The following is a 24,600-nucleotide window of genomic DNA, read 5'->3' on the forward strand; positions in this document are numbered from 1 at the left end:
GAGCAGCTTACCCAAACGCATACTGCGGTCACTCTTGCTGCGGAATCCCTGCTTTTCGAAGGGGAAACCAGTGCAGCAACGTGTCTGCCAATGTCCATCTGGTCTTGACGACCTGCTAATACAACAAACAAAAAGGCCGGAGATTCAACTCCGGCCTTTTTTCAGTCATCTGAACAAGTTCAAAACAGACGGCACAGACAACGTCTGTTCACTATCCCTGCTAACGCGGCTTTCTGGAACCAGAGTACAGTTCATATTCCAGAAGGCGGCATTCAATACGGGCATTATGAAACGGAATGCGGCGGTTTGCCTTTAGACCGACTTTGCCCGCCAGTTTCATATTGCCGGTAAAAACATAGCCATTGTAACCGTGACAGCGCTTCTTAAAAAAGTCACCAATACCTGTATAAACCGATTCAAGCACTTCCTCTTCGCCCAGACGTGCACCGTATTCAGGGTTCATCATCACAATATCCCCGCGCCCTGTTGGCTCTGGAATATCAGTCTGAGCAAAGTCACAAACTGAAAATTCAATAAAGCTATCAACACCGGCGCGCTTTGCATTGCTGCGTGCTGCTTCTACAGCCTGCGGATCAATATCCGTAGCTACAATACGACCGCGGATTTCTCCCCTTTCAGCAGATTCCGCCTTATCCAGCAGGTCATCCCAACGGGCAGGGTCGTATTCCGGCAACTGCATAAAGCAATAAGAGTCACGCAGCAGTCCGGGGGCGGAGTTCATGGCAAGCAAAGCGGCTTCAATAGCAAGCGTACCGGAGCCGCACATGGGATTAATAAAGTGCCCCTTGCCTTGCCAGCCCGTTGCCAGAATAGCGGCAGCAGCTAATGTCTCCATCATCGGTGCCTTCCACGGATTCTGCCTGTAGCCCCTGCGTGAAAGCGGCTCACCCGAGGTATCTATGTACAACTTGCACCAGTCGTCACGCCAATGCAGAAAAAGCACTACGCCGGTTTGCTCCGGTCCGGAATCCGGCCTTCTGCCGAAACGACTGCGCATTCTGTCTACAATTGCATCTTTCAAACGCTGGTTAGCAAACCGCGTATCACGGATAGTTTCGTTCTCTACTGAAGAAGAAATGCTCAGGTACCCATCGGGCTGAATAAACCGTTCCCACGGAATCTTGGAAGCGGCTCTGTATAGCGCCTGTGCATCACGAGAGCGAAAAGTAGCAACCTGATACAGAACTCTATTCGCTGACCGCAGGTGCAGATTCATGCGCATGCAATCATGCAGATCTGCCTTTACCTCTACTCCGGCGGGCAGTTCCTTCTGCACCTTGAAGCCAAGAGCAGTCAGTTCCGCAGCCAGAAACGACGTTGCCGCCAACGGGCATGTCACGAGAACAGTCGTTTTATGTGAAAAATCAGCCATTAAATACTATCCTTTGAGTTTCAGACGCCCTTAACCGGCAAGGACCGAAACTTTATGTAACAAATCTTGTTTTATCGCGGCTGCGTTGTTGCGCCGCATTATATCGTACTCTTCTATGGTATACCGCATATGTAATTTATACAGATTACTGGAAGCATTGCCGTGTTCCGGCATGCTGCTCACAGCGGCTTTACCGCTGCGCTTCATATGGCGTACCACAAGGTGCCCCTGATATACCGGCACTCTGCCCTGTAATACATGGCGCAAGTCATGCTCAAGGTCGTCATACTGCGAAGGAGAATAGCGCAAATCGAAACCACCGCCGGCCCGCAGAGCCTTCAGGGAGAACATATGACAGCAGCCAGTGACAGTTGCGCAAGGGCGAGCATACGCAAACTGTCCGAAATCCATATCCTGATGGTGCAGCGTCGACACCGTAAAACGTCGTTCTCCGCTTGATGCAATCTCTTCGGGCGTTTGTTCCGGTGCGGGGTCCACATGCATATCCACAGCCTGCATGAGCGCCGGATTGGCATGATCAACCACTCTGCAACCCCAGGCGGCAGCATCAGCAAACTCCTGCTTCACCGCTCCCAGACGGCCCAACCAATCGACCGGCAGATCAACGTCGTCGTCGAGGTAGGCTACCCAGCTGCAATCGTCAAGCTCTGAAAGATGCATAAGCCAGTTACGTGCGGCAGGGGCTCCGACATTGCATGGAAGCGTAACCACATGCATCCGCTCGCCGAAAGTCTGTTGCCACTTTTGCAGTACTGCAGGAGTTTCATCCGTGGAACCATTGTTCAGCACAACAATTCCGGCATCATACAATTCGGAAGCAAACAAACTGCCCAAGGCTATATCCAGCGCCGAATCCTTATTCCATGTATACAGCAGAACAGCACCGCGTCCTTCCGGCTTTGTCTTTTTCATATCAAAGCCCGTCAGCACATCATGCAACCTCAGCGTCAGGCTGCTGTCCCACCCGCGCCGAACAAGGGCAGACTTCCATACCCGGGTGGCATCATCCCGCGCACCTGCACGTATGAGCGCTTCTGCCCTGCGTATAAGGTGCTCTGTGACTTCAGGCGAGCTTTCTGACCAAGCTTGTTCATATAATACAGCAGCACCTTCGAAATCACGTTGCAAAAATTTCCAGTCTGCCAGCAGCCTCTTCTTGACAGGCTCAGGAAGTGTTGCCGACGCAATAGCCGCCATACCACGATCAAACATCCCTTCATAGGCAGCCACGGCAAGATGTTGCTGCATCCAGAACGTATTTGCAGAATCTTTTGTCGCCTGTTTGTCTAAATAAGAAAGCGTCAGTTCCGCATCACGCTTTTGCAGCAATCTGTTCAGATATCGTAAGTCTTCAGGCTGCTTCCAGCTCTCTTTCACGGCAGCGGCTGCATTTCGTACAGAAGGGCTTAAAAAAGGTTGCATGCTATCCAGTGCCAGCAACTGCGAGGCAGTGCCACCATCAAGAGGTTCTGCTTCCCATGCGGCTAGAACAAGTTTTTTTCCCAGTTCCAACAAAAAGTTCCGCCCGGCAGCATCCTCCTGTCCTTTCTGCATTGCGGCTCTCAGGGCCATATCCCCGACATTCAGACGATGCATTTTGCCTGTACTGCCTTTGGCAAGCTCGTCAAACAGCTCTGCACCCCCATGTTCTTCAACTGCGTTCCAGTTAAAAGTCACACCTGCCTCCTTCTTGTCGGACATATTTCTGCCTGCGCCTATGCTTCCGGAACCCACTACTCGCTCATTCCTTACTCATGGTTGACTTACAGCCCAACCAGCTACAAAATAACAAGTTACCTTTGCAGGCTTTGTACTGCAACGGTTCTTTCACTCCTTATCAGCCAAAAGGCTGCAAGCATTACCAGTACGGTCAGACGCGGTTACAGAATGAACGACTCTCGCACCACACTCCTGCAACAGCTTTGCGACACGCTTCCGCTATGGACGCTTGGAGTTGAAGGACTTTCAATACGATTGATGCACCTTGATCAAGGGTTGCGCGCAGTCGCCGCGGGCACAGCTACCCGACAAGCAATTTCTGCCATCAACACTCACACTGTCTGGTCATGGCAAAAGCACCCGCTGGACAGGAAACTTTGCCGCCACATGCTTGCGCTCGTTCAGAATAATCCTGATCAACAAGATGCCGCGGGGTTAGCTGCAGCCATTTTGCAACGCAACGCCATTCCGGGAGACTTTGCACTGTGGCGTGAACAAATAGCAGCAGACCCGTATGCGGCAGGGCATAGCCTGATAAACAGAATGCGAAATGAATCCCAGTGCTGTTTCTGGCTGGGCGAAGCATTTGAATTATGCCTCAGCACATCCCAGCCGGATCGCTGGCAGGAAGTACTTGCCGCCCTGCCAGACTTTAACGGTGCAGCCCTCATCCGCCAGCGTATGCAGGCGGAATGGATAGTCCAAAGCGCAAAACAAAGTTCACCCTCAGATTATGCCGTATCCCTGCATGGGCTTGCCAACTTACAAGAAGCCTGCGGCAAGGCGTTTGACCTGTGGGTTACTGAGATGCGCATAGAAGCGGCATTAAAAGCACAGCATACCGAAGCAGCACAAAAAACTCTCAGCGCACTTTGGCAAACGCACCACTGGCATCCTGCAGTAACACAAGCTCTGTACAGCCTGATGTCACCGCAAAAACTGCCCTCTGAAAAACTGCAAACAAGCCCTCCGGCCATTTTGCTATATTCATGGAACAAACCTCAGTTGCTGTGCCAGACATTGGAAACATTACGTGTATCTGACATAGGCAACGCGCCAGTTTTTGTATTAGATAACGGCTCTGACAAATTTTCTGCGGATTCAAGCAGTACTACAGAGGATATGCAAACCATGCTGCAGAGCATGGCAAACCAATGGCCGGACAGCGGGCTGAGCACTGTCACACTGCCAGTCAACATCGGCGCACCTGCCGCACGCAACTGGCTGCTTTCGCTTCCTGAAGTCAGACAGCGCGAATGGGCTGTTTTTCTGGATGACGATGTCGTAATGCCGAAAACATGGCTGACTCAGCTCATGGGCACCGCCTATGAAGATAATAATATCGCAACAGTAGGCTGCGCAATTCTGGACCACACTCCGCCCCATGCAGTGCAAAGCGCCGATGACTTCACAGTAGATCCAGAGGTAGGCCAGCGAAGTTTTGTTGACCTTGCGGAAAACGTACTCATATATAGCAACGCAGCCGGTTCCCGTTCAATAATTTCCAGCATGCACACCCGTCCGTGCCTTTCTGTTTCGGGCTGCTGCCACGCTATTAACATACGTACAATTGAACAGTGCGGCGGCTTTGACGTCCGGTATACCCCGACCCAGTTTGATGACCTTGAGCGTGACCTGCGCTGTGCGCAGGCCGGATTTACCACCATGTTTACCGGCAGTGTGCGCATCGCCCATATGCAGCATTCCAGCATGAGGCAGGCGGTCAGTAACGCAAAGCGCGGGCACATCATGGGCAACAAGATAAAACTGGAACACAGCTATTCTGCCGCAGCAATTGCGGCCATGCGCCAGAAAACATTACTTGCGGCAACAACAGATCTTTTACGCAAACACGCAGCTCTCTGCAGGATATATTCATAATCATGGCCAGTTCCTCACCACTCTCCGTCATCATCCCTGTCTGGAATCAATGGAATCTTACAAAAGCTTGTCTTGAAAGCCTGAGGCAGCATACCCCCGGCAATTTTTATGAAGTCATTGTCACAGACAACGGCTCCGACGATGAGACAGTTTCTCAACTGGAATCACTGGGTACAACGCTCTTCGGAGCCAAGTTCAAACGCATCCGGCTGGAAAGCAATCTGGGATTCGGCCCTGCATGCAATCTGGGCGCAGAAGCGGCATCTGGTGAAAAACTGTTGTTTCTGAATAACGACACCCTGCTTACCAATGGTTGGCTTGCTCCGCTGATGAAGTCTTTCGACGAAGACCCGCGGCTGGGAGCCGTTGGTCCTCTTTTGCTGTATCCCGACTCCGACCGTGTTCAACATGCGGGAATAGCATTCACCCCTGCCCTGCGCACCCAGCATCTGTATGCAAACTTTCCTGCCAGCCATCCCGTGGTACAAGTACGTCGGAATCTGCAAGCCATTACAGGGGCATGCCTCATGCTGCCCCGCAAACTCTTCATGGCGTGCGGCGGATTTTACAAAGGCTACAAAAACGGCAGTGAAGATCTTGAGTTATGCTCCCGCATTCGCGAGTTAGGTAAGCGTTTGACCTGTATTCCGCAAAGCAAAGTGTACCATCTGGAAAGTCAGACTCCGGGCCGTGGTGATGATGACGATTTAAATGCGGCGCTGTTAAACGAACGTTGCAAGGGGTGCTTCGGACCGGATATGCACAAGTACGCAGCCCGGGACGGCTACCGTTTTGCGATAACACCCTGGCTTGAATCGTATGTAACGCTGCCTGATGAACGTGAGGCAGAACTGAATGAACGCCTGAAAAACGGCTTTGATGCGGGAGTCTGCTGGCAGAGCTTGCAGGAAGAGCCTTTGTGGCAGACAGGATACGTTCTGCTTGCCAGCTATCTGGAACAGTCAGGCATGTTTGTAGAGGCAAGCGGCGTGTGCCTGCTGCAGACGTACTTTTTCCCTATGTTGCCCCACTACCGCCAGCTGGCATCGACTGCCGCAATGGCAGGCAACGCCGATCTAGCAGAACAGGCAATCGCCAAAGTCGAACATATCGATTCATTACTTGAAGATGTGGGGGCATTGACAAAAAAAGCCGCAGGGCTTGCAAACTGGGCACGAAAGGCCGGAGAGTCTGACCTGCAGAATATGTACGAAGGCTGGCTGCGCGATTTAGGCCTGCTTTAACTTGCCGGATCAAAACAAAGCCCCGCATCCGAACACGATGCGGGGCTTTGTTTTTACAGTTTAGGCAGAAGGCCGCTCTTTGCCTCCGGACCAGACTGCTTAATTTTTCTTCTTTCGCACATAACACCTGACGGTGCCTTGGGGTCTGCGCGATTACTTATTTAGCCACGCATCAAGCTGTGCCGAATACTCTTCATCCGGATATGTAGGAACATCGTACTTTCCTGCAAGCTGGCGCTGCCTTGACGCTTCGGCGAGAATAACCGCAGCCGCCACGGAAACATTAAAACTTTGAATCATACCAAACATCGGGATGTACACTTCTCCATCGATGATATCCATCAACTCTTTATCCACACCGCTGTGCTCATTGCCCATAATAATCGCAGTAGGCTGCACCATGTCCCATTCATTAAGCGGGCGGGCATCGGGTGAACAGCTGGTTGCAAGGATACGGCATCCTTTTACTTTAAGAGCAGCAGCAAGCTCTGCGGGGTCATCGTGCCGTTTAGTTGCTACCCATTTACGCGCAGAAGCGGAAGAACGTCCGCTCAACGAAGGAAACGGTGTATCTGTGTAGTAAAGATGCACCTCGGGCACACCAAAAGCATCGCAGCTGCGGTAAATGGCGGAAACATTATGCGGGTCGTGAATATTGGCAAGAACGAGCGTAAGATCCTTTTGCCGGAGCGAGAGAACTCGTTCGATTTTTTGCACACGGGCTGAAGTGCGTTCTTTCGTCATAATAATACCACCAATTGTTGTCGTAATAACTGATCTACCCGCTGTACGGGCCCGCGTTACATACAGTGTTATGCCCCGCCTGTCACCCCGCACGGTTTTATAGACAACCGGCTTGTGCAACTTTTTGCAGCACATAAAAAATATCGGCTGTTCACGATGTCTAACGCAACACACCAAAAAACAACAACTATTTCCCAACATGCTGACTTTTTTTCAGTTATTAACACTATAGTCTATTGAAAAGTGTCCATACGTCCGGTAGAACTTCAAAGGCATTTGCGATTGCTCTGGGCAAACCGCAAGTATCGCCTGTTTCACCATTTTTAGATACAGGCGGTTTTTTGGTTTCATTTAACGCTTATTTTAGTAGCTGCCAGTCTTCCCCAAGTTCAGTTCGGCAGCTTTTTTTCAAACAAGGAGGCAAGGAACGGTGAACCGTTGGAGCTTTTCTAAACTTTTTACCGCAGTACTGACCATTATTGCGGTATCTCTGCTACCCTGTCTTGCACTGGCAGCAGGCGGTCATGGTGCCCCCCATCTTGACGGGGCTCAGCTTGGCGTAATGTGGGTAATCCCCTTCGCCTGCATGCTGCTCTCCATCGCTATCTTCCCGCTTGCCGCACCGCACTTCTGGCATCACCACTTTGGCAAGGTTTCCGCTTTCTGGGCGCTTGCCTTCATAGTTCCTTTTACTCTCAACTTCGGATTTTCGCTTGCACTGTACGAGCTGATCCACACCCTTTTCCTTGAATACATCCCGTTCATCATCCTGCTGCTATCCCTGTTTACCGTTGCAGGCGGCGTGCGTCTGACCGGTTCACTGGTAGGTACTCCGCTTGTGAACACCGGCCTGCTGCTTGTCGGTACCGTACTGGCCAGCTGGATGGGAACCACCGGCGCAGCCATGCTGCTTATCCGCCCCCTGCTGCGCGCAAACTCTCACCGTAAGTACAAAGTGCACTCTGTTGTATTTTTCATCTTCCTCGTTGCCAACATCGGTGGCTCGCTGACTCCGCTCGGTGACCCGCCACTGTTCCTCGGCTTCCTGAAAGGTGTTTCCTTCTTCTGGACCACCAGCCATATGCTGGTTCCCATGATTCTGGTAGCATCTCTTCTGCTGGCACTGTACTTTGTGCTGGACACCATGCTGTTTGCCAAAGAAGGCAAGCCCACCCCTGAGGTGGACAACTCCGGCGAAAAGCTTGGCCTTGAAGGTAAAATCAACCTGCTGCTGCTTGTCGGCGTTGTGGGCTCTGTTCTGTTGAGCGGCCTGTGGAAGCCCGGCGTAAGCGTCGACCTCTACCACGTACCTGTCGAACTGCAGAACATCGTTCGCGACATTCTGTTGCTTGTTATCGCCGGTCTCTCTCTGAAGCTGACCGACCCCGAAAGCCGCAGAAAGAACGACTTCAACTGGTTCCCCATTGTAGAAGTTGCAAAACTGTTCTCCGGCATTTTCATTTCCATGATTCCCGCCATCGCGATTCTTAAGGCCGGCGAATCCGGAGCCCTGCGCAGCGTTATCGAAATGGTAAGCCACGACGGCCAGCCTGTTAACACCATGTACTTCTGGCTGACCGGTATTCTTTCCAGCTTCCTTGACAACGCTCCGACCTACCTCGTGTTCTTCAACACTGCAGGCGGCGACGCAGTACACCTGATGAACGACCTGTCCCAGACGCTGCTGGCTATCTCTGCCGGTGCAGTGTTCATGGGCGCTAACACCTACATTGGTAACGCTCCCAACTTCATGGTTCGTTCCATTGCAGAAGATCAGGGTGTTAAGATGCCCAGCTTCTTTGGCTACATGATGTGGTCCGGTGGTATCCTGATCCCCATCTTCGTAGTTGTATCATTCGTTTTCTTCTAGTCGGGCCTGGAAGAAAGCAGAAGCATGATGTGGGTGCCCTAGGGCAGGACTCCTCCTGGGCACCCATTCATGGACAAAAATCGGGGGCGGAAAATTTTTTCCGCCCCCGAATCTTTTTGAAAATCAGGCGTAATAACACCAGCCAATGGTAGCATCATGCGGCATCAAACACGCCCATGCGCCTCCCTGCTACAACTCTCATGTAGTTGGCACAAAAAAAGCCCGATACTACCTGCATCGGGCCTTACTATTCAAACACAGCTACCGTGTTACTCTCCGAAAAGCTTAGACTTCACATCACTCCAGACTGCTTCCGGAGTAATTTCCGTCATACATCTATGATGCCCTTTGGGACATTGTTGAGGGCCATGCAGACCGCACGGGCGACACTCAACATCCGCTTCTAAAACAGCAGAGGTTTCACCTCTGGGATAAAAACCTAACGCACGTACGGTAGGCCCGAACACCGCAGTCACAGGAGTACGCTGAGCCCACGCAAGATGCATGGGACCTGAATCATTGGTCACATAGCATCCCAGCCGCCCTAGATGCGCAGCAAGTTCCGGTAATGTTAACTTGCCGGAAAGATCAAGAACCGCGTCCTGCTTTCCTGCCGTGTCGATTCGTTCAAGCACATCACGCGCCATATATTCTTCACCGGGACCTGCAAACAGTATCACCTGCGCACCGGCAGCAACCGCACGTGAACCGACTTCTGCGTAGGAAGCAGCAGGCCAGCGTTTCGTTCCCCACACAGAACCGGGGTGCAGACCAACTACAGGGCCACGCACATAGCGGGCAACAAACTGTTCTGCGCTCTGCTCTGCCTGCTCCGGCAAAACCAGTTCAGGCCAATCCTGCACTGCAGAAATACCCAACGGCTTAACCAGTTCCAGAAGCCGTTCTATTTCTTCCAGTTCGGCAAATCTTCGCGACACTGTGTGCGTATAAAAATATCTGTTGATACAAGGTGACTTGTAACCGATACGCACTTTGGCGCTTGACCACCGGGCAATCATCCCGCTTCTGAAACTGGTATGTGCAGAAATAAACAGCGAGTAATTACGTGCGGCAAGTTCACGTCCCAGCTTAAGAGCGCCTTTGGCCCCTTTCTGCGCACCGTTCTTGTCATAACCATATACGCCTGCCAGTTCCGGCTGCGCGGCAAAAAGGCCTTCAAATCCTTTCCGCACCCAAAAATCAATTTCTGCATCTGGATAAGCATTTTTCAAAGTGCGGATAAGCGGAAGTGTAAGAACAGCGTCTCCGAGAAAAGCAGTATTCCATACAGCTATGCGTCGCACGCGTCATCCTCCAGCACAGTAGTCACCCAACGTAAGGCACTTGCAAGATTATAAGCGACAACATCAGGTAAAAAAGTATCCCCGACAGCAGCAGATACATCGTTCTTGCGAATATCGACCCACCCTTTCAATTGCGCAGCTTCATCAGCCTGTACACCCAGCCCCAGCTTTTCAGCTTCTGCCATGCCCTTACCTGTCAAAACAAGGATACTTGCGGCCAGACCGGCATTTTTGCCAAAAGCCACATCTGCATATTTATCCCCGATCATCACACTTTTGCCCGCATTCAGGCTAAAGGCCGACTCAAGCATGCGCCACATACCTATTTCAGGCTTCCGACAAAGGCACTTTGCAGGTGTCGCGTCAGGAGTATGCGGGCAATGCACAGAGGCAGAGACAACCGCACCATCTGCCTGCAGCATTTCATCCAACCGGATACGACACTGCTGGTACTGTTCTTCAGAAAACATACCACGACCGATGCCGGACTGGTTTGTCACGACAAACAGTTTTTTCCCCGCGGCACAAGCGGCCGCCAGCGCCTCGCCTGCTTCCGCAATAAGCTCTACGCCATCAGGGTCGCATAAGTAGTGTTTATCAATGATTATGGTTCCGTCACGATCCAAAAGAATCGAATCAATACAAGGCAACGGTATCTCCTGAGTAAAAACGGGGTTACCAGCAACAAAATGAATCAGAAACACGCTTATACTCAACAAGCGGCAAGGCTGGTTACATGGCATGCCCCATGGCTTTTTGCAAGAACCAGCTACCCCGAAAGCAGAAATACAAAGCGTAGCAATCAGGGAGGAACACCGCCGAAATTCGCCGCCTCATTTGTTGAAAATTTAACAACGCGTTGCTATACTCTTTTTCTATGGCGCACTCTCGCTTTTTTCTGCAATTTCTTTTTGCATCCCACCCACCTGTAAAGTAGAGGTCACGCACCCCTTATGCTCGAATTTATTCTGGCTGTCTCTTTTGCCGTCATCATTTCAGCCTCCTGCTCTGTTACAGAAGCTGTCCTGTACTCAGTACCATGGAGCCATATCGAACAGCTGCGTAAAAAGGGCAAACGTTCCGGTGAACTGCTTTTTTCACTACGCTCAAACATAGATAAGCCCATCACGGCAGTGCTCACTCTGAACACTGTTGCCAACACCGCCGGAGCTTCCATTGCGGGTGCTGCTGCTGCCAAAGTTTTCGGCGCAGAATATATGGCTACCTTTGCGGCATGTTTTACCGTTGTCATTCTGGTCTTTTCAGAAATCATCCCCAAGACTCTGGGAGTTACATATTGCCGTCCGCTGGCTAGCGCTGTTGCCGCCCCGCTTAATTTTCTTGTATGGGCACTCTCGCCCATCATAATCGTCGGCGGATGGATTACAAAGTTGCTCACGCCAAGAAAAACCAGACCGGAAGCATCCGAAGAAGATATCAGGGCGCTGGTCAGCCTTTCGCGCAAGTCCGGCGTATTAAAGCCATACGAAGAGATTTCTATCCAGAACATTCTTTCTCTGGATAAAAAGCGTGTGGAAGAAATAATGACTCCCCGGACCGTTGTATTTTCATTGCAGGCAGACATGACGGTTGAAGCTGCGCATGAACAACCCGGATTCTGGAACTACAGCAGAATACCGGTATGGCAGGACGACAACGAGGATATGGTCGGCATTGTCATGCGACGGCACGTCTTGCAGGAAGTAGCCGCTGACAGGCATATGACACGTCTCTGCGAAATCATGACCCCTGTCACCTTTGTGCTGGAGTCATTGACTCTGGACAGGCTGCTGACGCAAATGCTTGAGCGTCGGGTACACCTTGCTGTGGTTCTGGATGAGTACGGAGGAGTAGCAGGAGTCGTTAGTCTGGAAGACGTATTAGAAGAAATTCTCGGTAAGGAAATAGTTGACGAATCAGATCAATTTGTTGATTTACAACAACTTGCACGTACAAGAAGGGCCAATTTAACGAATAGTAAAGAGTCCTGAAGTCTTGATTCCCGTCGGGAAAGCCCGTATTGCGTAAAGGCAGATAACATTCGAAATAATTTGCGGTGCAACAAGCCACGAGTTTCCGCATTTCTTATAGATACCGTTCAGAACCAGTAACACACGGAGAATCCATGCCGAAAAAAAACAGCAAGACCATCTACATCGCGGCCCTTATGCTTTTTCTGGGCGGCGTAGGATATCTGCTCTTTTCCGGCTTATCCCAGAACAGCGTCTACTTCCTGAACGTTTCCGAGGCACTGGCCATGCCCCCCGATGACCTGCATTCAGTCCGTCTTTTCGGCACAGTAAAAGCCGAAGGACTGGAGCACACCAAGGAGGGCCCGGGCGTCAAGTTCCAGATTGAAGACAAAGAAAACACCATACGCACCATGTGGGTTGAATACAAAGGAGCCGTTCCTGACACATTCAAACCCGGTGCAGAAGTCATCGTGGAAGGCGGAGTTGATACCAAATCCGGTACATTTGTCGCCAGAACTCTGATGACCAAGTGTCCCTCGAAGTACCAGAAGGAAAATCGGGAATAGCTATAAGGCAAACAATCAGGGCCGGCTGCCGCCGGCCTTTTTTGCAAACCGTTCTCTCTTTCCCTTCTTTTTTTACGCGTAAACGCGGCTCTGCCGTATGAAATAATCCTGTAAAGGAGACCACATGCACCTTACGGGGTATTTTTTGCTCTCAGCCTGTCTGCTTTTTGCTCTGGGCTTCAGCTGCATGAGCATCGCACAGGTTTGGCACGGGCGTAACAACGCCCTGCACTGGATGGAAAAAGGCCAGCTGCTGGTCACAGGCCTGATGTCTCTGGCCTCATTGATTCTACTGTATGGCCTTGTCACTTTTGATTTCAGCAACGTCTATATTGGCAGTTACACTGACAAACTGCTGCCTACGTTTTACCGCGTAACGGCATTCTGGGCCGGTCAGGCTGGTTCACTACTCTTCTGGGCATTATGTGTAGCGCTTTCGGGCGTCTACTTTATGTGCACAGACGGGTACAAGCACCTTTCCCAAGGCACTAAACTGTACTTCTGGATTTTCTTCATGATTGTTCAGGGGTTCTTCATGTTGTTGCTCACAACGTGGAGCAACCCCTTCATGACAGTAAACCCTGCGCCTGCCGACGGTAACGGCCTCAACCCGTTGCTGCAGAACCCCGGCATGATCTTCCATCCGCCTCTGCTGTTTCTGGGCTATGGTGGTTTTGCCGTTCCCGGCTGTCTTGCGCTGGCGCAGGCTATGAACCGTAACTCCAAAAACGAAGTTTCATGGATCGAAGCCAGCCGTAACATTACCCTGATCGCATGGGCAACACTGACAGCCGGCATCATGCTGGGTTGCTGGTGGTCCTACATGGAGCTGGGATGGGGTGGTTACTGGGCATGGGACCCTGTTGAAAACGCTTCGCTCATTCCCTGGCTGGTAGCTTCTGCCTACTTGCACACTGCCATCATTGAGCAACGTCGTAACAAGCTGCACAAGACCAACATATTCCTTATGGCCCTGACGACCATCTCGGCCTTCTTTGCAACGTACCTTGTGCGTAGCGGAGTTGTGGACTCGCTGCATGCGTTCGGCGACGGCGGTGTGGGCACGCCCCTGCTGACCTTCATCCTTGCCTTTACCGCACTTGCAATCATTGTCCCCCGTATCTTCCCGCAAGAAAAGGGAGAGCCTCTCTCCGGTCTTGCAAGCCGCGAGGGATTCCTTGTCATCGTCGCCTGGGTTCTGCTGGCCCTCAGTGTCATCATTCTGATGGGCACAATGTGGCCTGTTTTCTCCAAATTCTGGAGCGCGAACCCCGTAGGACTTGAACCTGCATTCTACAACAGAGTCTGTCTGCCTCTCTTTGTCATGCTGACTCTGATGCTGCTTATTTGCCCCTGGCTGGGCTGGAAAGAAGGTCTGCGCAACGCAAAGCATGCGGCAATTGTCGGCGCTGTGTTTGTAGCTGTCGCCGGCGGCCTGTTCTTTGCCGGTATCCGCATTCCTATGGCCCTTCTGGGCGCAGCCGGTGCCATTGCCGCCATTGCAGGCATAATCCTGCTGTTCAGCACGGAGCCGCACTTGCGTAAAAACAGGTCCTCCCTTGCTGCTTACGGTGTGCACATCGGCCTGCTGCTCATGGTGCTGGGGGTTGCGTTCTCCGGTCCGTACAAGGTGGAAAAAGAAGTTGAGCTTGCCCAGAATGAATCCGTCAATCTGGACAACTACACAATTACTTACAAAGCCCTGTTCGAAGGTGAAGCTCCCAACATGATCTTCATCGAAGCCGAACTGGAAGTAACCAGAGACGGCAAGCCTGTGGGTACGTTGCATCCTCAGCGTCGTATCTATAACAACTTCAGCCAGAACCAGTACGCAGAAGCGGCTATCATTCCCACTCTGGGCAGTGAACCATACGCAACTCTGCTTGGAGTCACTCAGGACGGCAAGGTAGTGCTGCGCGTCAGCATCAACCCGCTTGTCAACTGGCTGTGGATCGGCAGCACTGTTGCCAGCCTGCTTCCTCTGCTGGGAATGCGCAGTGTACGCAGACGTAAAAACAACGCAGAGCCGGTGCAGGAACATGCTGCTTAAGCTGGAAAAAGTAGCCAAGTTCTACGGCACCAAGCTGGTAATCAAAGATGTCAGCCTGACTGTCGAGTCTGGCTCCATCACCTTGCTGGCCGGCCCGAACGGCGCAGGCAAGTCTACTCTGCTGCGCATAATGGCCGGTCTGGCCCGTCCTTCTGCGGGACGGGTGCAGTGCAATGCCGAAGAACATAAAATTGGCTACCTCGGGCATCAGACGTTTATCTATCCCGACCTTTCCGCCTGTGAGAACCTTGCGTTCTGGGCAGGATTGCACGGGACAAAAACGGATGAAGCCTCTTTGCTTGCCACTCTCGACCGTGTGGAGCTGAAGCGATTTGCCCATGAACGGGCAGGCAGCTTCTCACGCGGCATGGCACAGCGACTTAATCTGGCACGCATCTTTTTGCTGCAGCCGGATCTCATCCTGCTCGACGAGCCGGGAACAGGACTTGATGTACGGTCTATGGCGATGCTGCGGCGCGAAATAGAAGAAGCCCGCACGCGCGGTGCCGGTCTGGTATGGATCAGCCACTCTGTGGCGGACGACCTTACCATTGCCGATGCCGTCATCGCCATCGGCGATAAACGCGTACAATACAACGGCCCTGCCGCAGAGTACATTCCGGAGGCAGTATGCTAAGCAACGCAACACGCATTGCAGCAAAAGACCTGCGGCTTGTAATTACCCGTGGCACCGGCCTGACTCAGGCTCTTCTGATGGGACTGTTGCTGATCTTTGTATTCAGCTTATCCCAGCAGATTGGTGAAGTAATGTCACCCCAAGGTGCGGCGGCCATCTTCTGGCTGGCCTCCGCATTTTGTCAGGTTCTTATATTCAATACGTTATACAGTCTGGAAGAAGTGAACGGCGCGCGCTTCGGCCTGCTGCTGGCTCCGATGCCCATCCAGGCCGTATGGCTTGGCAAAGGCATTGCCGGTCTGCTGCTGCTGTTATGCGCTCAGCTGATCTTCATCCCCGCAGCGATTGTCTTTCTGGGACAAACTGTTTCGGCAATGTGGCCTACGGGACTCCTTATCGTGCTGCTGGTCGATATCGGCATCATCGCTTTGGGGTCGTTGTTGGGTGCTTTGGCACAGGGACAGGCTGCAAAGGAATCCATGCTCAGTATCATTCTGTTTCCGTTGCTTATACCTGCCCTGCTGGCGGGTATACGTATCGGTGCAGCAGCCTTTTCCGGCCAGCTGCCCGAAGGCGCAGAGTCATGGATAGGCATTGCCGCTGCATTTGATGCGCTTTTTCTGGGCGCAGGACTAATTCTCTTCCCCTTCATTTACAGCGGGGAAGGCTAACTATACGGGCAGCCTGCTGCCTGATTTGAAGACGAAAACCGAGGTACACATGCGCGACTCTTACAGTCCCCGCACCGCGCTGCCGCAATACTCTGCACTGCTTGCGGGTCTGGCATTGGCAATAAGCCAATACTTCATCTTCGTGTATGCCCCGATGGAACAGACCATGGGCATCGTACAAAAGATTTTCTACTTCCACCTGCCGCTGGCATGGTGGTCGTTGATCAGCTTTTTTACGGTATTCGTGGCCAGTGCCATGTACCTGAAAAAAAGAATATGGTTCTGGGACAACCTAGCTGGTGCCGCTGCTGAAGTCGGCGTACTGCTTGCCGCACTTGCTCTTGTTACCGGCTCTATCTGGGGACGCCACTCCTGGGGCGTCTGGTGGACATGGGACCCGCGCCTTACCACTACTCTTGTAATGTGGTTTGTATATGCGGGTTATCTGATGCTCCGCTCCATGGGGCTTGCACGCGAACGCCGCGCAGTCGTATGTGCTGTACTCGGCATTATCGCTTTCATTGATGTACCGCTGGTATTCTTTTCCGCACGCTTATGGCGCTCCATTCACCCTTCGGTATTTGCAAGCCGTGGCGGCGGGCTGGAGCCGGAAATGATGACAACGGCCTTGGTATGTGTTGCCTGTTTCGGCTTTCTCTGGTTTGCGCTTACCGCAATCAGAACAAGGCAACTGGCAGACACTGACAGGCTTGATTCAATAGCAACAACAGACGACCTGTAAGGAGGCCCCGCATGGATTCTTCCAACTGGCTGCTTATGGCCAACGCCGCAGTATGGCTGGGCGTGGGCGCCTATGTATTCTTTATTGCCCGTTCTCAAACTCAGCTCGACAAGCGTATCCGCCAAATGGAGCTTATCAACGATGACAAATAATGCGACTCAGGGCCCCGCTTTCGGCCCATCCCATAAAGTGACCAAAGCAATACTGGCAGCGCTGGGTGTATCCCTTGTTGTCATGCTTGCCACGTCTTTTATCTATCGTATGAATCATCCTTCTCTGACAAAACCCGGCAGGGCTCCCCAGCAGGCAAGCCAGGAACAGATGATGGATCAGGCATCCACCGATGAGCTTACTCAGCTTATGCGGATGATGCAGGAAGACCCCAATAACACAGAAGTTCTTGAAACGCTGGCCCAGCGATTCATGGATGCCGGAGACTGGGACAGAGCTCAGACATTCCTGAACAAGCTTGTCATAGCAACTCCCGGAGACACCGGCCCTCTCTATATGCTGGGAATAACCCTGTATCAGCAGGGTAAGCATCAGGAAGCTGCCGACACCTTTGAACAGCTTCTTGCGTTACAGGACGACCCCATGGCCCGATTCAACCTTTCGGTATTATACGGGCATTTCCTTAACCAGCCGGACAAAGCCAAGCCTCACCTTGAAGCTATTCTGGCATCAGATCAGGCCAGCGACGAGCTGAAAGCACGCGCACAGGACGAACTTGCGCGCAAGGCACACGGGGACAAATAAATATGAAGCCGGCACTGCACCATAACCATGGTCCGGCCGGCCAGCACCCCACCCATAAAACCTCGGGCAACAGGAGTTCAGTCCTGTTGCCCGTTTGTGTTTCATCCGGTATATTTCAGGCAGACAAACCATCGGGCTGTACAACTTTCTCTTCTTCACCGCACACTCATCTGAAGCCCGAAAATTCACCACATTCACACGCTTCACGCTGTAGCGAACGCCTGATGTCTATTGACATGATACACATAAAAGCACTACTAAGGTCGATTAACTTTCTTTGATTTTAAACCGCTTTCCCGCCCGAGGGAATACGGCATAGCGCAGGCGGCGCCCTTGTCCGATTAGGCTCCGCCGTCTGACGGAAACCTGTTTGGAGAAATATCATGAGCACGATTCTTGGCAAAGCTCTGACCTTTGACGATGTGTTGCTTGTTCCCGGCTACTCCGAAATCACGCCGGATCAGGTGGACGTTTCGACCATGCTGACCGGCCAGATCAAGCTGAACATCCCGATCATCAGCGCCGCTATGGATACCGTTACAGAGTCTGCCATGGGCATCTCCATGGCTCGTAACGGCGGTGTGGGTGTTATCCACAAAAATATGACCATCGATGAGCAGAAGCTTGAAATCGAAAAGGTCAAAAAATCTGAAAGCGGCATGATCATTGACCCTGTGACCATTGACCCCGACTATTCGGTTGGTCAGGCCTTGCAGGTGATGGCAGAATACCGTGTTTCCGGTTTGCCCGTGGTCAAAGGCACCGAGTTGGTCGGTATTCTTACCAACCGTGACGTGCGCTTTGTCACCAACCTCGACGGCACCAAAGTCCGCGAAGTAATGACCAGCGAACGTCTGGTTACCGTGCCCGTGGGCACCACTCTGGACGAAGCCCGTCACCACCTGCACGAGCACCGCATTGAAAAGCTGCTCGTTGTTGACGAAGAAAATCACCTGCGTGGCCTTATCACCATGAAAGACATTGATAAGGTGCAGAAATACCCCATGGCCTGCAAAGACGACAAAGGTCGCCTGCGTGTCGGGGCTGCTATCGGAGTCGGTAACGAGTGCGAAAAGCGTGCAGAAGCACTGCTGAGCGCCGGAGCCGACTTCCTTGTTTTGGATTCCGCCCACGGGCACTCCCAAAACATTCTGAAGTCTGTTGAAATGATCAAAAGCACGTTCCCCAACTGCCAACTGGTTGCCGGCAACGTAGCTTCTTATGAAGGAGCCAAGGCTCTGTTCACCGCAGGCGCGGACACTGTCAAGGTAGGCATCGGCCCCGGATCAATCTGCACCACCCGCATTGTTGCCGGAGTGGGCGTGCCTCAGATCACCGCAGTAATGGAAGCCGTAAAAGCGGCAAAAGAATTTGACCGCCACATCATTGCTGACGGCGGCATCAAATACTCCGGCGACGTGGTAAAAGCCCTTGCAGTAGGCGCAAACACCATCATGCTGGGCTCTCTGCTTGCCGGTACCGAAGAAAGCCCGGGTGAGACAGTTCTGTATCAGGGCCGTACTTACAAAATCTACCGCGGCATGGGTTCCATCGACGCCATGAAGGAAGGCAGCTCGGACCGTTACTTCCAGGAAAAGTCCAAAAAGCTTGTCCCTGAAGGCATCGTTGGTCGTGTTCCCTACCGTGGCCCCGTGGGCGAAACCATTTACCAGCTTGTGGGCGGTCTGCGCTCCGGCATGGGTTACACTGGCGCAGCTACCATCAAAGAGCTGAACGAAAAAGCCAATCTGGTTCAGATATCCCCTGCCGGTCTGCGTGAATCACACGTTCACGATGTGATCATCACCAAAGAAGCGCCCAACTATAATATCGATAAGTAACAACCCTTTCCCAAGCGGTGTGCACTATATCACACCGGAGGAAGCAGAATGGAAAAGCAGAATAAAGTCATTATCGTGGACTACGGTTCGCAGGTTACTCAGCTGATTGCACGCCGTATCCGCGAAGCCGGAGTATATTCCGAAATACACCCCTGCATTGTCACCGCGGAAGAAGTGAAGGCTATGGAGCCTTCTGCCATTGTTCTTTCCGGCGGCCCTGCCAGCGTACTGGGCAAAGACTCCCCTACTCTTGATAAGGGTCTGCTGGAGCTTGGTGTCCCCGTACTGGGCATCTGCTACGGCATGCAGCTTTTGGCACACAACCTCGGCGGCGAACTTTCCTGCTCCGAAACCCGCGAATACGGCCCTGCGGATTTGACTCTCAGCACTGAAAACGTTCTGTGGGAAGGTTTGAAGGTCGGCGAAACCTCCAGAGTGTGGATGTCGCATGGTGACAGAGTAAAGGCTGCTCCCGCAGGCTTTAAGGTTATCGGCAACACCGAAACGCTGGAAGTTGCCGCCATGGCTGACGACGAACGCCGCATCTATGCAGTGCAGTTCCACCCCGAAGTTCACCACTCTGAAGATGGCGAGCACATTCTGCACAACTTCATCTTCAAGATTGCCGGCATCAAAGCAGACTGGTCCATGTCTTCCTTCTGCGAGCGCGCAGTTAAAGAAATCGCAGAACAGGTCGGCCCCGATGAGCAGGTTGTCTGCGCACTTTCCGGCGGAATTGACTCCACCGTTGTTGCCGTGCTGCTGCACAAGGCCATCGGCCACCGCCTGCACTGCATATTTGTAGACAACGGTGTTCTGCGCCTGAACGAGGTAGACGAAGTTTCCGGCTACCTGCGCGAACACTTCGACCTGAACCTGACTGTAATTGACGCCCGCGAACGCTTCATGAAGCTGTTTGAAGGCGTTGAAGACCCTGAAAAGAAACGTAAGATCATCGGCTACACCTTCATCGATGTGTTTGATGAAGAATCCCAGAAGATCGACAACGTGAAATATCTCGCTCAGGGCACTCTGTACCCCGATGTTATCGAGTCTATCTCGCACAAGGGTCCCTCTGCTGTTATCAAAAGCCACCATAACGTTGGCGGCCTGCCCGAGACCATGAAGCTGAAGCTCATCGAGCCCCTTCGTGAGCTCTTTAAAGATGAAGTACGCAAGCTTGCCGTTGAACTGGGTCTGCCTGATTTCATCGTCTGGCGTCACCCGTTCCCCGGTCCCGGCCTTGCAATCCGCGTTATCGGCGAGGTAACCGAAGAGCGTCTGGATATTCTGCGGAAAGCTGACAAAATCGTACAGAATGAGTTGACTGCGTCTGGTTGGTATCGCAAAGTGTGGCAGGGATTTGCCGTACTGCTGCCCCTTAAAACCGTGGGGGTTATGGGCGACGATCGCACTTACGAGCATGTAATCGCACTGCGCGTGGTGGATAGTGTTGACGCGATGACCGCAGACTGGGTACGGCTTCCCTCTGAAGTACTGGAACGCATTTCCAGTCGCATCATTAATGAGGTAAAAGGCGTAAACCGCGTTGTGTACGACATTTCGTCGAAGCCGCCCAGCACCATTGAATGGGAATAACGGGCAATAAATCAGCTTAAAGGCGGAAATCTAACTATGTTCGGCATCGGAACTACGGAACTTCTTGTTATCCTTGTTGTAGCTCTAATCGTTCTTGGGCCCAAAAACCTTCCTAAAGCGGCAAGGACTCTGGGCAAAGGACTGGCTGAATTCCGCAGAGTTTCTACGGATTTTCAGCGGACAATCAACACTGAGATAGAGCTTGAAGAGCACGAAAAACGTAAGCAGGAAGCTAAAAAAGATCTGTACGGAGACGATGATGCTCCGAAAAAGCAGACTGTGGCCAAAGCTGAAAAAAGTGCAAGCTCCAAACCTGATATTGCTGTAGCACCTGACGTCGAATCGCAGCAGCCTGTTGTGACTGCCGAGGCAGAGCCCAAAGCCGAATCTGAGAAAGAGAAGGTAAAGGCATGAGCGACGAGCTGAAGCGTAACACTGACGCAGACAACCGGAATGAAGATGTAGCTGCTTCTGAAAACAAAGAAGCTGCAAAAGCATCTGATGATGCAAATCAGGCCGAAGCTGCCGACAACCAGCCTGAAGCAGAAGCAGCAGCGACTGCAGATCAGGACACGGAAGCAGAGGACCCGAAGTCCGACCGCGAAGAGCCTGATTCTGCCGATGACCCGTCTGCCGAAGCCGCTGATGACGTTAATAATGAAGCCGGGGCGGATACCGCCCCGGCTCTTTCAGAGTCTGTACCGCCTGTACCGGCGAAGGATCGACCACATCCCAATTCTATCTTTGATGAAGATGAGGATGAAGCGGACGAAGAAGAGCGTCCGATGACTCTGCTGGAGCATCTGGACGAACTGCGTTTTCGTCTGGTGCGATGCAGCATTGCCATAGGCATTGGCTTTCTGGCCTGTTACGGGTTTGCCGAGCAGCTTTTCAACTACCTTGTGGCTCCGCTGCTGGCGGTAATGCCTGAATCAAGCACGCTCATTTTTACCGAGCTGCCCGAAGCGTTCTTCACTTATCTTAAAATTTCCGCCGTTGCGGGCATGTTCCTTTCAAGCCCCTATATTTTCTACCAGATATGGGCTTTTATTGCTCCAGGCCTGTATGATGAAGAGAAAAAGTACATAGCGCCAATGGCCGCTATTTCTGCTATATTCTTCACAGCAGGAGCCTGCTTCGGTTATTTTATTGTTTTCCCATTCGCTTTTGATTTCTTTATGAGCTTCAACAGCGAAACTATTCAGGCAATGCCCAAGCTTGGAGAGTACCTCAGCTTTTCTCTAAAATTGCTTATCGCATTCGGTCTGATATTTGAGATGCCTCTTTTTGCATTCTTTGGTGCACGCATCGGCATACTTACCGCAGAAAAAATGCGTAAAGGCCGTAAGATTGCCACGCTGTGCTTCTTCATTGTTGCAGCAATTCTGACACCGCCTGATGTTGTTTCTCAGTTGCTGATGGCAGGCCCGCTGCTTCTTTTGTACGAAGTCAGCATTTATGTAGCCCAGATTTTCGGCAGAAAATCCAGAACCGAAGAAGAAACAGAAGAACCTGAAGAATCTGAAGCTTAGCATAGTCGCTGGCTAACCATTTGAAAGAGGAGCAACCATGACGCAACGTGTGGCCGAACTAGCCCGCACTACTACGGAAACCGATATTTCGCTCAGCCTTAATGTTGACGGCAGCGGTAAGGTTTCAGTCTCTACCGGCCATGGGTTTACGGATCATATGTTGACTCTTATGGCGTTCTGGGCTGGCTTTGACCTGACCATAGCTTGCAAGGGGGACATGCATGTGGACGCACACCACACGGTGGAAGACGTCGCGCTATGCCTCGGACAAGCGTTTGCTCAGGCTTTGGGAGACAGAAAAGGCATTTCCCGCGTCGGCAATGCCAAGGTGCCGATGGATGAAGCCCTGACCGAAGTCAACCTCGACATCTCAGGCAGACCGTATCTGGTCTACCGCGGGGAGGAGCTGTTACCCCCTGTTATCGCAGGAGACGAGGCGGACCTTTGGCGGGAATTCTTTAAATCCTTTGCGAACGGCGCCCGAATAAATCTCCATATCTCGTTGTTATATGGTAAAAACGGTCACCATCTTCTGGAATCAGCGTTCAAAGGGTTAGGACTTGCTCTTCGCCACGGAGCAACTAAAGAACGCGATGCACTGCTTAGCACCAAGGGGAGTCTCGATTAATGCGAATTCACTTTTCTACAATCAAATTGTTAGTTGCGGCCATCGGCCTGCTTATGCTCAGTGCATGTTACAGCCCCAAACAGGGCCCCATACCGCTTCCTGACATTAATATCGGCATTACGGGCTTTACCCAGCCGACAACGACAGCCAGCCTGCTTGCAGGGTATATTCCTGAAGAGCAACAGGTCGTTGACCCGCTGGTGCTGGGTAGTCTCGACAAGAACTTTGCCTACATCCTCAGCGAAACGACAACGCGTAAATTTGTATCCAGCGAACAAGGCCGTCAATGTCAGGAAATCGAAACAGCCCGTCAGGCCGAAAACCCCACAAGCGCTTTCGGCTACTGGCTGAACGTGGGCCGTTGCATGAATGTTGACTATCTGCTCATTCCACAGCTCGTAGACTGGCGCGACCGCAAAGGCAAACAAATGACCGCTGCCAGCCCTGCCAGCGTCACGCTGGATTTGTTTCTGATGGATGTGCAGGGGCAGACTCTGGTCTCCCGCTACCATTTTGAAGAAACTCAGCAGACCCTTGCGGAAAACCTGCTCAATTTCAGCAAATTTGTTGAACGCAAAGGAAAGTGGATCACTGCGGAAGACCTTGCCAAAGAAGGCTTGTACCAAGGCATTAAGGAGCTGGGCCTGTGATCATCTTTCCCGCCGTCGATATCAAAGGCGGCCGTGCAGTAAGACTTAAACAAGGAAGAGCTGATCAGGAAACCGTGTTCTCCGGTGATCCTGTTGCCATGGCAAAGCACTGGCAGGACCAAGGTGGCAAATGGCTTCATGTTATCGATCTTGACGGAGCATTTTCCGGCGATCCGGTAAACAAAGAACTTATCCGCACCATCTGCTCCGGTGTATCCATACCCGTTCAGTTGGGCGGGGGAATTCGGGATATTGCCACGGCGAAAGCCTACCTTGATGCCGGTGTTGAACGTCTTATCATCGGTACGATTGCTCTGACAGAACCTGAACTCTTCGGCGCTATGTGCAAAGAGTTCCCCGGACGCATCGGCGTTTCGCTGGATGCCGAAGGCGGTAAGTTGAAGACAAAAGGCTGGGTCGAAGATTCCGGACTTACTGTCTATGATGTGCTGCCCCGCATGACAGAACAGGGTGCCGCTTTCATCATTTACACCGACATTGACCGCGATGGCATGCAAAGCGGCGTGAACGTGGAAGCGCTGGCAGAACTCGCACGCCGTTCAGAGCTGCCTGTCATTGCGGCTGGCGGAGTTGCCACCATGGATGATGTGTATAATCTCTACCCCCTTACGCGTGAAGCAAACCTGCAAGGAGCCATAACCGGTAAAGCCATCTACGAAGGCTCACTGAACCTTGCAGAAGCCATGAGCTGGATAGCAGCACAGCAGGCATAAGACCTCCACGCAATCCAAAGCAAAATAAAGGGGACTGAACTCAGT

23 protein-coding genes are annotated in these 24,600 nt (G+C 52.1%); 18 read left to right on the forward strand and 5 right to left on the reverse strand.

The window, feature by feature from the left end; translation table 11 throughout:
- Positions 1-220: 220 nt before the first annotated feature.
- Complete coding sequence (locus tag ACK5LI_RS06480) at positions 221-1,393, reverse strand: THUMP domain-containing class I SAM-dependent RNA methyltransferase (protein ID WP_416947387.1); 1,173 nt, start codon at positions 1,391-1,393, stop codon at positions 221-223.
- Between the two features lie 30 nt (positions 1,394-1,423).
- Positions 1,424-3,115, reverse strand: a complete 1,692-nt coding sequence (locus ACK5LI_RS06485; protein ID WP_416947389.1) for a glycosyltransferase family 2 protein — start codon at positions 3,113-3,115, stop codon at positions 1,424-1,426.
- Between the two features lie 186 nt (positions 3,116-3,301).
- Between ACK5LI_RS06485 and ACK5LI_RS06490 the strand changes: the two genes are divergently transcribed.
- Together ACK5LI_RS06490 and ACK5LI_RS06495 are read left to right on the forward strand one after the other, a co-directional pair.
- A complete protein-coding gene (locus tag ACK5LI_RS06490) occupies positions 3,302-5,014 on the forward strand; it encodes a glycosyltransferase family 2 protein (RefSeq protein WP_416947392.1) in 1,713 nt (570 codons plus the stop codon).
- 2 nt (positions 5,015-5,016) lie between these two features.
- A complete protein-coding gene (locus tag ACK5LI_RS06495; RefSeq protein ID WP_416947394.1) occupies positions 5,017-6,258 on the forward strand; it encodes a glycosyltransferase family 2 protein in 1,242 nt (413 codons plus the stop codon).
- Positions 6,259-6,411: 153 nt separating this feature from the next.
- On the opposite strand, the gene ACK5LI_RS06500 is transcribed toward ACK5LI_RS06495, so the two are convergent.
- Complete coding sequence (locus ACK5LI_RS06500; RefSeq protein ID WP_416947396.1) at positions 6,412-7,002, reverse strand: TrmH family RNA methyltransferase; 591 nt, start codon at positions 7,000-7,002, stop codon at positions 6,412-6,414.
- 430 nt (positions 7,003-7,432) lie between these two features.
- On the opposite strand from ACK5LI_RS06500, the gene ACK5LI_RS06505 reads away from it, so the two are divergent.
- Entirely contained in the window at positions 7,433-8,872 is a 1,440-nt protein-coding gene (locus ACK5LI_RS06505) for a sodium:proton antiporter (protein WP_416947398.1), read from the forward strand.
- A 269-nt stretch (positions 8,873-9,141) separates the two neighbouring features.
- Here the strand turns inward: ACK5LI_RS06505 and waaF are convergent, their stop codons facing one another.
- Both waaF and ACK5LI_RS06515 read right to left on the reverse strand, forming a co-directional pair.
- Positions 9,142-10,176: a lipopolysaccharide heptosyltransferase II gene (gene waaF / locus ACK5LI_RS06510; RefSeq protein WP_416947400.1), complete on the reverse strand. Its 1,035-nt coding sequence runs from the start codon at positions 10,174-10,176 to the stop codon at positions 9,142-9,144.
- Entirely contained in the window at positions 10,164-10,826 is a 663-nt protein-coding gene (locus ACK5LI_RS06515; protein ID WP_416947402.1) for a D-glycero-alpha-D-manno-heptose-1,7-bisphosphate 7-phosphatase, read from the reverse strand. Before ACK5LI_RS06515 ends, waaF begins: the two co-directional genes overlap by 13 nt.
- A 303-nt stretch (positions 10,827-11,129) precedes the next feature.
- On the opposite strand from ACK5LI_RS06515, the gene ACK5LI_RS06520 reads away from it, so the two are divergent.
- The 15 genes from ACK5LI_RS06520 to hisA all read left to right on the forward strand — a co-directional run bounded on the left by ACK5LI_RS06520 (position 11,130) and on the right by hisA (position 24,555).
- Positions 11,130-12,167, forward strand: coding sequence for a hemolysin family protein (locus tag ACK5LI_RS06520; RefSeq protein ID WP_416947404.1), 1,038 nt, complete (start codon positions 11,130-11,132; stop codon positions 12,165-12,167).
- A 134-nt stretch (positions 12,168-12,301) separates the two neighbouring features.
- Positions 12,302-12,715 (forward strand): cytochrome c maturation protein CcmE, encoded by a 414-nt coding sequence (locus ACK5LI_RS06525; protein ID WP_416947406.1) that lies wholly within the window; start codon positions 12,302-12,304, stop codon positions 12,713-12,715.
- Positions 12,716-12,839: 124 nt separating this feature from the next.
- Positions 12,840-14,765, forward strand: coding sequence for a heme lyase CcmF/NrfE family subunit (locus tag ACK5LI_RS06530; RefSeq protein WP_416947408.1), 1,926 nt, complete (start codon positions 12,840-12,842; stop codon positions 14,763-14,765).
- A complete protein-coding gene (ccmA, locus tag ACK5LI_RS06535) occupies positions 14,755-15,402 on the forward strand; it encodes a heme ABC exporter ATP-binding protein CcmA (protein WP_416947410.1) in 648 nt (215 codons plus the stop codon). Before ACK5LI_RS06530 ends, ccmA begins: the two co-directional genes overlap by 11 nt.
- Complete coding sequence (locus tag ACK5LI_RS06540) at positions 15,396-16,073, forward strand: heme exporter protein CcmB (protein WP_416947412.1); 678 nt, start codon at positions 15,396-15,398, stop codon at positions 16,071-16,073. Before ccmA ends, ACK5LI_RS06540 begins: the two co-directional genes overlap by 7 nt.
- Positions 16,074-16,122: 49 nt before the next feature.
- Positions 16,123-16,815: a cytochrome c biogenesis protein gene (locus tag ACK5LI_RS06545; protein ID WP_416947414.1), complete on the forward strand. Its 693-nt coding sequence runs from the start codon at positions 16,123-16,125 to the stop codon at positions 16,813-16,815.
- An 11-nt stretch (positions 16,816-16,826) separates the two neighbouring features.
- Entirely contained in the window at positions 16,827-16,967 is a 141-nt protein-coding gene (locus ACK5LI_RS06550; RefSeq protein ID WP_416947416.1) for a CcmD family protein, read from the forward strand.
- The gene (locus ACK5LI_RS06555) at positions 16,957-17,571 is read left to right on the forward strand and encodes a tetratricopeptide repeat protein (RefSeq protein WP_416947418.1); all 615 of its coding nucleotides are present in this window, start codon (positions 16,957-16,959) and stop codon (positions 17,569-17,571) included. The genes ACK5LI_RS06550 and ACK5LI_RS06555 overlap by 11 nt, the downstream gene beginning before the upstream one ends.
- Before the next feature lie 383 nt (positions 17,572-17,954).
- Positions 17,955-19,412, forward strand: a complete 1,458-nt coding sequence (gene guaB, locus ACK5LI_RS06560) for an IMP dehydrogenase (RefSeq protein ID WP_416947420.1) — start codon at positions 17,955-17,957, stop codon at positions 19,410-19,412.
- A 48-nt stretch (positions 19,413-19,460) separates the two neighbouring features.
- The gene (gene guaA / locus ACK5LI_RS06565) at positions 19,461-21,011 is read left to right on the forward strand and encodes a glutamine-hydrolyzing GMP synthase (RefSeq protein WP_416947422.1); all 1,551 of its coding nucleotides are present in this window, start codon (positions 19,461-19,463) and stop codon (positions 21,009-21,011) included.
- 36 nt (positions 21,012-21,047) lie between these two features.
- The gene (gene tatB / locus ACK5LI_RS06570) at positions 21,048-21,425 is read left to right on the forward strand and encodes a Sec-independent protein translocase protein TatB (protein ID WP_416947424.1); all 378 of its coding nucleotides are present in this window, start codon (positions 21,048-21,050) and stop codon (positions 21,423-21,425) included.
- A 371-nt stretch (positions 21,426-21,796) separates the two neighbouring features.
- Complete coding sequence (gene tatC / locus ACK5LI_RS06575; protein ID WP_416947540.1) at positions 21,797-22,543, forward strand: twin-arginine translocase subunit TatC; 747 nt, start codon at positions 21,797-21,799, stop codon at positions 22,541-22,543.
- Positions 22,544-22,580: 37 nt separating this feature from the next.
- Entirely contained in the window at positions 22,581-23,171 is a 591-nt protein-coding gene (gene hisB, locus ACK5LI_RS06580) for an imidazoleglycerol-phosphate dehydratase HisB (protein WP_416947426.1), read from the forward strand.
- The gene (locus ACK5LI_RS06585; RefSeq protein WP_416947428.1) at positions 23,171-23,821 is read left to right on the forward strand and encodes a hypothetical protein; all 651 of its coding nucleotides are present in this window, start codon (positions 23,171-23,173) and stop codon (positions 23,819-23,821) included. Before hisB ends, ACK5LI_RS06585 begins: the two co-directional genes overlap by 1 nt.
- The gene (hisA, locus tag ACK5LI_RS06590; protein WP_416947431.1) at positions 23,818-24,555 is read left to right on the forward strand and encodes a 1-(5-phosphoribosyl)-5-[(5-phosphoribosylamino)methylideneamino]imidazole-4-carboxamide isomerase; all 738 of its coding nucleotides are present in this window, start codon (positions 23,818-23,820) and stop codon (positions 24,553-24,555) included. The genes ACK5LI_RS06585 and hisA overlap by 4 nt, the downstream gene beginning before the upstream one ends.
- Positions 24,556-24,600 lie beyond the last annotated feature (45 nt).

It is taken from the genome of Oleidesulfovibrio sp. (assembly GCF_047973035.1).
In the GTDB taxonomy this organism is placed as follows: domain Bacteria; phylum Desulfobacterota; class Desulfovibrionia; order Desulfovibrionales; family Desulfovibrionaceae; genus Oleidesulfovibrio.